Origin of the sequence: Aquabacterium sp., assembly GCF_049274795.1 — a bacterium.
GTDB lineage: Bacteria > Pseudomonadota > Gammaproteobacteria > Burkholderiales > Burkholderiaceae_C > Aquabacterium.
In genome coordinates, this window is record NZ_JBASTH010000100.1 from 91,320 (window position 1) to 102,589 (window position 11,270).

At 59.9% G+C, this 11,270-nt stretch carries 6 protein-coding genes and 1 pseudogene; all 7 read left to right on the plus strand.

The genetic code is table 11. From position 1 onward, the window contains the following. Nucleotides 1–37: 37 nt before the first annotated feature. The 7 genes and pseudogenes from WAQ08_RS17070 (at nucleotide 38) to WAQ08_RS17100 (ending at nucleotide 11,220) form a co-directional block, all read left to right on the plus strand. The gene (locus WAQ08_RS17070; RefSeq protein WP_422193198.1) at nucleotides 38–1,036 is read left to right on the plus strand and encodes a diiron oxygenase; all 999 of its coding nucleotides are present in this window, start codon (nucleotides 38–40) and stop codon (nucleotides 1,034–1,036) included. Nucleotides 1,037–1,078: 42 nt separating this feature from the next. Next, nucleotides 1,079–1,363: a helix-turn-helix domain-containing protein gene (locus tag WAQ08_RS17075; RefSeq protein WP_422193200.1), complete on the plus strand. Its 285-nt coding sequence runs from the start codon at nucleotides 1,079–1,081 to the stop codon at nucleotides 1,361–1,363. A gap of 207 nt (nucleotides 1,364–1,570) precedes the next feature. Further along, nucleotides 1,571–3,295 (plus strand): ShlB/FhaC/HecB family hemolysin secretion/activation protein, encoded by a 1,725-nt coding sequence (locus WAQ08_RS17080; protein ID WP_422193201.1) that lies wholly within the window; start codon nucleotides 1,571–1,573, stop codon nucleotides 3,293–3,295. An 89-nt stretch (nucleotides 3,296–3,384) separates the two neighbouring features. Then, nucleotides 3,385–4,350, plus strand: a pseudogene (locus WAQ08_RS17085) (filamentous hemagglutinin N-terminal domain-containing protein); the annotation flags it as partial. Nucleotides 4,351–4,425: 75 nt separating this feature from the next. After that, nucleotides 4,426–10,263 (plus strand): hemagglutinin repeat-containing protein, encoded by a 5,838-nt coding sequence (locus WAQ08_RS17090; RefSeq protein ID WP_422193208.1) that lies wholly within the window; start codon nucleotides 4,426–4,428, stop codon nucleotides 10,261–10,263. Between the two features lies 1 nt (nucleotide 10,264). Continuing rightward, nucleotides 10,265–10,747, plus strand: coding sequence for a hypothetical protein (locus WAQ08_RS17095; RefSeq protein WP_422193203.1), 483 nt, complete (start codon nucleotides 10,265–10,267; stop codon nucleotides 10,745–10,747). A gap of 38 nt (nucleotides 10,748–10,785) precedes the next feature. Continuing rightward, complete coding sequence (locus tag WAQ08_RS17100) at nucleotides 10,786–11,220, plus strand: hypothetical protein (RefSeq protein WP_422193205.1); 435 nt, start codon at nucleotides 10,786–10,788, stop codon at nucleotides 11,218–11,220. Nucleotides 11,221–11,270: the final 50 nt, after the last annotated feature.

Sequence of the window (11,270 nt, forward strand, 5' to 3'; positions counted from 1 at the left end):
CGATATGAACCACACACCGTACCTGCATGATTCATTCATGAGCGCGCTCAGCCCTTCTCATTCTCATCGCCTCCATGCCTATATGGATTTGGAGTGGCCTCTCGTCTTCAATCGCCTGGGATGCCTGTTTCGAGCACGCAAGGACATCGAGGGAGAGAAAACGTATATCCCGATCAGCGGTGCAACGCTGTCCCACGTTCATACACTGCTGAGGAAGTCCGATGAGCGCCCGCTGGAAGTGCGAACTGCGATCCCATGGGATCTAGGCATCAACCGTGATCGTCCCGCCAAAGCCCTGTCGCAGCTTTGGCTGTATGGCACGCCATTTCACGAACTTCTGAGTCCGCAGCAGCGCATCGACATGTCGTGGTTGGAGATTGCACGGGACGCGTCCTGGCTCATCAAGCTCAAGGAGCGCATGGCTTCGCTCCATACCAGCTACCCGAATCGATATCGCCGCTCGATCCCCTCAGCGGTCCAAGAATATCTGCTTGTCCAATCCAAGGAAGATATCGTCCATGTGTTGATGCTCAATCGATATATGCGCATGGCCGGTCTGCCGACCTTCAAGCACTTCCCGGCCTTTGAACGCATCTCAGCTTTGCTCCCTGAAATGCATCCTTGCATTGCCATGGCTTGCAATCTTGTTCTGACATGGCTCATCGATGCCAGCATCATGTATGCGACGGAAGGCTCGGACATTGATGTTCTTACACGGGAAATGTTCAAGCTGCATCATGCGGAAAAGGTGCGACACCTCGATTTCTCCCGCCGCCTGATCGAAGACTACTTCTCCGAGAACAATAAAGACGACAGGCAACGCGTTCGGCAGATCCTGGGGTGGATCATTCCTGAGATGTTTTCCTCATACCGTTTCAGCCCCGAGATCGCCGCGCACACCTCATTCGAGTTTCCTGTCAACACGCGCAAAGAGGAAATGGTCAAAGCCATCCACCAATCGGGGCACAACGAGCTGCTTGACCGGGAGCGTTTCAAAGAACTGGACAGTTGGCTCTGGACCATGGATTTGATCTGAAAAATGAATCAGCCAAATCATTCCACCTCAGGCGCTCCATCCATGACGCCCCAGGAGGCCCTGCGCAAAGCGGTAAGCATTGTCGGCTCACAGTCCAAACTGGCGAAAGACATCGGGAAGGGCTTGACGCAGGCCCACATCTCCCATTGGCTCACGAAATCCAAGGTTGTACCGGCGCAGCATTGCCCCGACATCGAACAGATCGTGAATCGGGCAGTCATGTGCGAAGAACTCAATCCAACGGTCAATTGGGGATTCATTCGCAACAGCCCACCCTATCAACCCCTCTCAATCACGCAGTTTCAGAATCAAACACAGCGGTGGTAAGTGAACGCCTCACTCTGCATCAACCAGTTTTCTTGTAGAGATAACGCAACTGCTGATCGGCACCACAAACATAGAATTCGCGCCTCGCTTCGGTGAGGCACAAGCGGCCACCTCACGACGCAGCAAACAATAATTTTGTAGGTTGAGATGTTGATACAAAACCATGGAGGCCCATCGGGCGCAAAGCCTGTTGATGGTGTTCAAGGCATGAACGCGTGCCTTATCGCGGCACTGGCTGCTTTGGCTTGCTTCGTGCCATCACATGGCTTCGCAGCCACTCCCCTCGATACCGGCGTACAGGAGCAGCAGCGGCAGCAACAACGCGATGAGTTGCTTCGCAAGCAGCAACAGCCCAGCCCTGACGTGCGGTTGCAAACGCCCGAACAGCCCAAGGCTTCTGATCGCATTCCGGCCAGTGAGACACCGTGCTTTCCGATCCAGAGGATCGAACTGCAAGGCGACGAGGGGGGCCGCTTCCATTGGGCATTGGAGGCAGCAGGCCACGCCTCTGCGCACGATGCCGACCCCGTGATGGGCCGATGCCTGGGCGCCCAAGGCATCAACATTGTCATTGGCCGTGTTCAGAACGCCATCATCCAGCGCGGCTATGTCACCACACGCGTCATGGCGCCGCCGCAGAACCTGGCCGAAGGCACGCTGAAGCTCTCGGTGCTGCCGGGCCGCATCCGTGCCATTCGCCTCACGGCCGACTCGACCACGCAACGTGCCCGCCTGTGGAATGCCCTGCCCGTCCGTGCAGGCGATGTACTCAACCTGCGCGACGTCGAGCAGGGTCTAGAAAACTTCGAGCGCCTGCCTACCGCGCAAGCCAACATCCAGATCGAGCCTGCCGATGGCCCCGATGCCAAGCCGGGCGAAAGCGATCTGGTCATCCGCTGGACGCAAGAGCGGTTCTTCCGCGTCACGGCTTCTGTGGACGACAGTGGCAGCAAAGCGACTGGCAAGTACCAGGGCAATTTCACCTTGTCTTACGACAACTGGTGGACGCTCAATGACCTGTTCTATGCCAGCGTGGGCCACGACCTGGGCGGCGGCGATCCCGGCAGCCGTGGCACCGACAGCCAGACCCTCCACTACTCCCTACCCTTCGGCTACTGGCTTCTGAGCTGGAACACCAGCGACTCGTCCTACCATCAGGAAGTCGCGGGCACCAACCAGACGTACACCTACAGCGGCAAGACGAGCAACAGCGACATCCAACTTTCTCGCCTGTTCTACCGTGATGCCGTGAACAAGGCCACGCTTTCCATCGGAGGCTGGTTGCGCTCATCGAGCAACTACGTCGATGACACGGAAGTTTTGGTCCAGCGCCGCCAGATGGCGGGCTGGCAATTGGGCCTGTCGCATCGGGCCGCATGGCCCACGCTGACCCTCGATGCCAAAATGGCCTACCGGCACGGCACGGGTGCCATGGGAGCCATGCCCGCACCCGAGGAAGCAACCAGCGAAGGTACATCTCGCCCGAGGCTGGTGACAGCCAACCTGCAACTGGCCCGTCCCTTCAAGCTCAGAGACACAGCCTGGCGGTTCACGACCGCCCTGCGCGGGCAGTGGAACCAGACGCCGCTGGTGCCGCAAGACCGCTTTGCCATCGGTGGCCGCTACACCGTTCGCGGCTTCGATGGCGAATTGACCCTGGCCGCAGACCGAGGCTGGCTTATCCGCAATGACCTGGCCCTTGCCTTGGGCCGCAGCGCGAACGAGATGTACGTGGCCCTCGACCACGGACAGGTTGCGGGGCAGTCCGCCCAATACCTGTTGGGCAACAAGCTCACGGGTGCGGCCATCGGCCTGCGCGGCACCGTCCAGCGCGTCGGCTACGACCTGTTCTGGGGCTGGCCGCTCTACATGCCGCAGGGCTTCCAGACCGCGTCGTCCAGCGGCGGCTTCAGTCTGACTTGGTTTTATTGATAGGTAGTGGATCGGCATTGCCTTGAACAAGGCAATGCGTGTGCTCGCGGGCACGTCATCAAGCAACACGTTCTCAAAGAGGTAGGGCAATGAACAAGCATCGTCATCGCATCGTTTTCAACAAGGCCCGGGGCCTGTTCATCGCCGTCGCCGAATGTGCCAGCACAGTCCAACGGGGGCAAGCCGCCCAGGCCGCAGCGCCGGTTCAGTTGGCGCAAGACAGCAATCAAGGGCTGTCACATTCGAGTGACTTCAAGGCCTTGACCATTGGGCTGATGATGGCCTGGGGAGCGGTCGTGATCATGGCGGCACCCCCTGCTCTGGCCCAAGTCGTGGCCGACCGCAATGCGCCATCCACGCAAAAGCCCACCGTGCTGAACGCGGCCAATGGCGTGACGCTGGTCAACATCCAGACCCCCAGCACGGCGGGCGTCTCGCGCAACACGTACAGCCAGTTCGATGTACCCAACACAGGAGTCATCCTCAACAACTCCGCAGGCAACTCGCAAACACAGTTGGGCGGCTGGGTCCAAGGCAATCCATGGCTGGCAGGCGGCAGCGCACGGGTCCTCCTCAACGAGGTCACCTCGGGCTCGCCCAGCCAGTTGAAGGGCTACATGGAAGTGGCCGGGCAGCGGGCCCAGGTGGTGGTGGCCAATCCTGCGGGCATTGCCTGTGACGGCTGCGGCTTCATCAATGCGAACCGAGGCACCCTCACGACAGGCACGCCCATCATCAACAACGGCAATCTGGACGGTTACAGGGTCACGGGCGGCACCATCACGGTCCAGGGGGCGGGGCTGCAAGGCCAGACCACCGACTACACCGACCTCATCAGCCGGGCGCTCAAGGTCAATGCGGGCATTTGGGCCAATCAATTGCTGGTGACGACCGGCGTCAACCAGGTCAGCGCAGATCAATCCGCCATCACACCTTTGGGCGCGTCGCAGGTCACCGATGCCATGCCCGCATTTGCCATCGACACCGCTCAATTGGGCGGGATGTACGCGGGCAAGATCGTGCTGGTGGGCAGCGAGGCGGGCGTGGGCGTGAGAAACGTCGGGCAGATCAGCGCCACCTCGGGATCGCTCACGCTCACCAGCGCAGGCCAGCTGCTCAACACGGGCGCCATGCAGGCCAGCACCACCCTGACGGCAAACGCCACCTCCCTCATCAACCAAGGCCAGGTGTCGGGGCAAACCACAGTCGTGTCCGCCAATACGGTCACCAATACCGGCTTGATCGACGGTCAGACAACCACGCTTCAGGCCATCATGCTCGACAACCTGGGCGCTGGCCGCATCTATGGAGACCAGTTGTCCATCGCTGCCGCCACCCTGACTCAGACGGCCTTGGATGGCGCAGCGCCCGTCATCGCGGCACGCCAGCGCCTGGATATCGGCGCCGCCACCATCCAGAACAACGAACAAGCCTTGATTTACAGCCTGGGCGACCTGTATATCGGCGGCAGCCTGGATGGCAACCAGCATGCGCAGGGCCAGGCCACGCTGGTGAACAATCGCAGCGCGACCATCGAGGCCGCAGGCAACGCAACCATCAACGCCAACCAGATCAACAACAGCAACACGCGCTTTGCGACCGACACCACCCAGACGACTCAGGCCATCACGGAGTATCAAGGCAGCGGCTCACCCAATCGCTACACCCCGGGCTCGCCGGGCGTCTACACCTATGAAGCCGGAGGTTCGACACGTCTGGCCACGCCTGAAGGCAACTTCGAGAGCTGGCTTGCCTACAGCTACAACCGCACGGTCACACAAAGCGTCGTGACGGACTCGGCCCCGGCCAGCATCATCGCCGGTGGCAACATGCTCATCAACGCGGGGACGCTGGTCAATGACAACAGCCGCGTCCTGGCAGGCGGCACGCTGTCAGCGACCGTGACGACCTTGAACAACATCGCGTTCAGCGGCACTCAGACCACAGCCGATGCAGGCAGCGTGACTTCGTACTGGCGAGAAAAGTATTGCTCACATCGGCTCCTAGGTGCATGCATCGATCACGACTACCGCACCGGCAGCAGCGCGACCGGCTACAACCCAGCACCTGCCGTCCAGACCCTCGCGCTGAGCCCCTTGGTCTATTCCGGCAATACCTCCCCCTCAACCTTGCCTGGGGCATCTTCCACGCCGCAGATCCCGACCAGCAAGCTGCTGATCACCACGCCAGCCAGCAGCACTGCGCCGCTCATCGAGATCGATCCGAAGTTCGCCAGCCTGCAACAGTGGCTGAGTTCCGACTACATGCTGTCGCAACTGTCCATCGACCCGAGCACGGTGCAAAAGCGTCTGGGCGACGGCTTCTATGAGCAATCCTTGGTGCAGGATCAGATCGCGCAGTTGACGGGAAGGCGCTTCCTTGATGGCTACAGCAGCAACGATGCCGAATACCGGGCGCTGCTGGACAACGGCGTGACCGTGGCCCGGGCGATGAACCTGAGGCCCGGCATCGCGTTGACCGCCGCCCAGGTGGCCCAACTGACCAGCGATATCGTGTGGTTGGAATCCAAGACCGTAACCTTGGCAAACGGCCAGACTGTTCAGGTGCTCAAGCCTCAGGTCTACCTCGTGCCCAGGCCTGGCGATCTGCAAGCCAATGGCAACCTGATGGCCGCGAACAACCTGAACCTTCAGGTTGCCGGTGATGCCATCACGAGCGGCGGCATCGGCGCGCGCCAGGTGCTGACGATGAGCGCCGCCAACATCCAGAACAACGGCGGCAGTCTCAACGGCCAAACCGTCAACCTCAATGCCACCCAGGACATTACTAGCACTGGCGGACAGTTCGCCGCCACGGATCAACTTCAGTTGCAGGCTGGCCGCGATGTGGCCTTGAAAACCACCACGGCATCCAACAGCAATGCCCAGGGCTCGACCACCTACACCGACCGCGTGACCAGCCTGTACGTGAGCGGGGCCACTGCGCAACTGCTGGTCAATGCCGCCCGTGACCTCACCATGCAAGCGGCCCAGGTGACCAATGATGGCGCTGGGGGTCAAACCACGCTGACGGCTGGTCGGAACCTCACGCTGGGCACGGTGCAGACTGCCGACAGTCACGACATCGTCTGGAACGCCAAGAACCAGCGTCACGATGCCACCACGAAAGAGGTGGGCAGCAATGTCGCCGCCAGCGGGAACCTGACCTTGCAGGCCAGCCAGGATCTGACCATCCGCGGCAGCGTGCTTCAAAGCGATCTGGGACAACTGCAAGCCACGGCAGCGGGCAATGTGAACATCGAGGCCGCGCAAACCCACCAGACCGTCGATGAAACCCATCAGACCAAGGTCAAGGGCTTCCTGAGCAGCACGACCATCACCACCCGAGACACAGCCGACAACACACTCAACCAAGGTAGCGCGCTTAGCGGCAACAGCGTGACCGTGCAGGCGGGGCAGAACCTCAAGGCTCAAGGTGGCAACATCGTCAGCACGCAGGGCAACACGGCTTTGCAGGCAGGCCAAGATGTTCAGATCCTGTCGGCGCAGGATACCCAGAACCAAAGTCACAGCCGTTCGGAACGCAAATCCGGCCTGAGCATCGGCTTGCAATCGGGCGTTGGCGTTGGGCGCAGCAGCACAGACCAGTCCCAGCAGACGCTGACCACCACACAGGTCGGCAGCAACGTGTCCGGCCAGAATGTCAACATCACCGCGCAGCGCGATGCCACCGTGCAGGCCAGTACCGTGCTGGCCGATCAGGACATCACCGTGCAGGCTGGCCGCAACCTCGACATCACGGCGGCGGACAACACCCAGCAAACCACCAGCACCTACAGCAGCCGCAGCACCAAAGTGGGCCTGATCGGTGGCGTGAGCCCGAACCAGACCTTGTATGGCCGACAGAGCAGCCAGCAGAACGGCCAGGGCGCACAAGTCAGCCAGTCCACCAGCGTCCTTTCGGCCAACGGCGGTAACCTGACGCTCACGGCGGGCGCGGATAACCAATATCGCGGCACAGCCCAAGGCAACGTCACCACCCAGGGCGCGGACTTGCTGGCCGGTCAGGCCATCCGGGCTCAAGGCAACGCCGTGACCTTGGATACCGCCGTGATCGCATCGGACAAAGGCAGCACGTTCGCCAAACAAAGCAGCACCACCTTGGGCGCGCAGTTGTCCGGCACTGCGGGCAGCAGGATTACCAGTGCCTGGACCATGGCTCAGAACAGCAGCCAGACCGACAACGAACGGCTGAAGAAGGCAGAACGCCTCAAAGCCGCGTATGACGCGTACAAAGCCACTCAGGGCCTGGACCAGTTGGTGTCTGCTGGCGGCAAGCAGAATTCCACGGACACCAGCACGGGGTCGGCCTTTGGCGTCAGCGTGAACCTGGGCTCCAGCAGCAGCCAGCAGCAAACTAACTATGACAGCACGCAACTGCGCGGCACCAATGCACAAGCCAAGTCCATCGAGGTCAAGAGCCGGGATGCCGACATCACCGCCGTGGGCGCCAAGCTGCAGGCCACGGACATCTCCCTCGACGCCGCAGGCAACCTCAACCTGATGGCCGCACAAAACACGGCCGGCCAGCAAAGCAGCAACAAGGGCCACAGTGCCGGTGTGGGCGTCACCGTGGGCTTCGGTCAGCAAAACGGCATCAGCTTTCAGCTTGGGGTGGGTGGCAACCGAGGCACCGGCAACGGCTCGGAGACCACCTACGACAACACGCTGGTCACGGCCACGCACCAGCTCAACATCAAGAGCGGCGCCGACACCACCTTGCAAGGTGCCCAGGTCGCGGGCGATACCGTGAAGGCGGATGTTGGGGGCAAGCTCAATGTCGTCACCTTGCAGGACAGCAGCCAAAGCCAGAGCAAGCAAAGCAGCTATGGGGTCAACATCAGCCTGTGCATCCCGCCGATCTGCTATGGCAACGTGGTCACCGGCAGCGTCAACGTGGCACAGAGCGGCTTTTCCCACAACTATCAAAGCGCCGTGGGCCAAAGTGGCATTGCTGCTGGACAAGGCGGTTTTGACATCAAAGTTCAAGGCGACACCAGCCTGACGGGCGCGGCCATCACCAGCACGGCGGACCAATCCAAAAACAGCCTGCAAACAGCCAGCCTGAGCTATCAGGATCTACGGAACAGGCAGGACACGGACAGCTACAGCCGAAGCATCGGGCTGGCCTACAACGGCGGCAGCACGGGCAGCACCTTGGCGGCAAACGGCGCCAGCAACTTGCTGGGCAACATCGCGGGCCAGCAGGGCTTGCCCGACAAGGGGCACGACAGCAGCAGCACCTTGTCCGTGATCAGCCCGGCCACGATCACCATCACGAGCACCGGCAACGCGCAGAAGGACCAGGCCAGCCAGCAAGCGGCCACGGATCTGACCAGCCGCGATGCCAAGACAGCCAATGGCGCGCTGGTCAACACGCTGACGCTGCAACAAGCCGCAAATGTTCAGAAGGACATCCAGCATGCCCAGGAGAATGCCCAGGCTGGACAGATCGTGGGCAGCGTGGCGTTCAACGTCGCGGGCGACATTGCGCAGCATTACCAATGGGATGAAGGCAGTCCACAAAAGATCGCCCTGCATGGCCTGGCCGGGCTGATCCAGGCCAGCGCGGGCGGGCAGAACGGTGTGGCTGGGGCACTCGCTGCCATGGGCAATGAAGCGTTGACCAAGCAGATCAACGACTACATCAACAAGTCCGTGCCCATCACGGACGACATGACGCCAGCGAAGGTTTCGCAGGCGCAGCAAAGCCGCAAGGAATTGGCCGAAGCCTCGGCGTCACTGCTGGGCGCGAGCACTGTCGCATTGGCCGGTGGCTTGAGTGGCAAAGGATCGGCTCAGGACATTCAGGTCGGTGGGCTGGTCGCACTTACAGCAGACAAATTCAACCGCCAGTTGCACCCCAAGGAAATCGATTGGATCAAGCAAAATGCCAAACGGTTCGCCCAGCAGCAAGGAATCTCTCAAGATGCAGCAGAGCAGCGATTGGCACAGCAGGCCTTCCGTGAGGTTCAATTCGGTGCTTCAGGAAATACAGACCCTGCGGCACAGCAATTCTTGAAGAGCAATACACAAGGGCTGCTGCTGCCAGGTGATCCGGCCATTCCGGGTCAGACGGTCGGCTACATGTTCCGAGTGGACCCGATTCAAAAGGCCAATCCCATGATGTACGCCACCCAGGTCGTCTCGGATCCCGCTGCTTTGGCGTTCTACGCGAAGAATGGCATCACCCAACCTACCGCTCAGCAAATTCAGCAAGCGGCAGCCAAGGATGCCGGTACGCGAAGCACACTCAGAAATGCCACGATGGGCGCCGCTGGCGCGGCCATTGCGATCACAGTCCCCCCGGTCATTAGCTGGTGTCTGAGCAATCCTGTAGCTTGTAATCGATTCGCCATCGCCGGTGGCGAGATCGCCGCAGGCGATGCCATTGGTCCCACGGGAATGGGCGTCGCGGGGCTCGCTGCTGTCAAGGCCGTGAGAACTGCTGGAGAGGTCAACGCTGCCATGACTGCCAAGGGATGGTCCCCTGCATGGTCTACTGCAACCTCGGTGATCAACGGCGATCTTTCTATCGGAACGAAAGTCAACATGATTGTTGATGCTCCGACGGCAAAGTTAATTGAACGAGCCATCGCACAAGGGAGTGAAGACTTCAGCCAAGTACGCTTAGGAGGCTGGGCTACATTCGATGACGTATCCTCCACAGCCATTGACTTACGCCAACGAGCAGCAGTGACCGGAGAATTCAAACCCTCAACTGACGGACCTTTCTACGTTGTTGAACTGGAGGTACAGAAGCCGCTGGCAAGCAACATCGGTTTTGCCGGAAGTCAGATTAACAAGGAGAAGCTGTCGGACGGCACTATTGCAAATTTGGGCACGCTGCTTCGAGGGGGAGCCACTCAAGCAGAGTTCTTGATTCCAGCCTCGGAGCGCATACAGTATCTGAAGCCAGTCTCCTCACCTAAACTTTTAGGGCATTGACATGGAAATAATTGAAGATGTAGTCGATGTATATGCCAACGGGAAAGTGATTCCAAGGAATTTACCGGAACGGGATGCAGCAATCGATCCAGTGAAATGGGAGACCCGGTATCGGGATCAGATAGGAGCTCAACTTCCGGTAGTGGCGACTCGGTGGATCTATCGAGGGAAAAGCTATGACAACACACATTGCCCCGATCCTCTTCCTGACATGAGCGGGCTGGTATACGTTACCCCGGGATGGAAGCAGTGGGTGGTTGTCAATCCTGATGGCAGTACACGAGTTGTGATTGGGGTGCCTCACGTTCGAGAGCATTCAAACCCTGCTGAAGGTGACCTAGGTAATCCACTCCACTCCAAAGGCGCCCCGCCATATGTCATGTATGGCGAAGGAAGTGATGGTTATCAAGAAGATTGTCGGTTCTTCTTCGACATGCGCACGGGTGAGTTGCTTCGCACCGAATTTATGAGTCGTCATTGGTGATTCGGTTGCAAGCAAACAGACGATGTGTGTAAACCTCCATGAAGTCACGAAAGGCCAGCACAACGCAGATCAAGGTGGGCGACGGCTGGCGCCAGTTTGCATTCGCTCAACCTGACCTCGACTTCATCGGCGTCATCCGTCGAGGCATGGAGATTGGAGCGCTCGCGCAGGACAAGAGCGGCGCGTACTGGCTGGTCAATGGTGACATGCGCCAAATGCTGAATGCCAGCCGCATGAATGCGCTGCTGAGGCATGCGAAGCGTGAGCCTGAGCGTGTACCCATTGCAAGACAGCCTACTCAAGAACAGCGTGCCGCTGTAAGCGTCATCGTCAAACGCGAAGTATTGGTTCAGTACACGGATCGCAGGTTGCGCCCGAGCTTCGACAGGTTGGTGCATCCCCCCTCTGTCAGGATAGATGTCGCGTCGAATGATGTGATGATTTATAGGTTCTTGGGGCAGATGAGGTCTTGAATGCCGAGGTATTCACAAGAGAAGAAGGATTACGCGCTGTCGCTGATGAG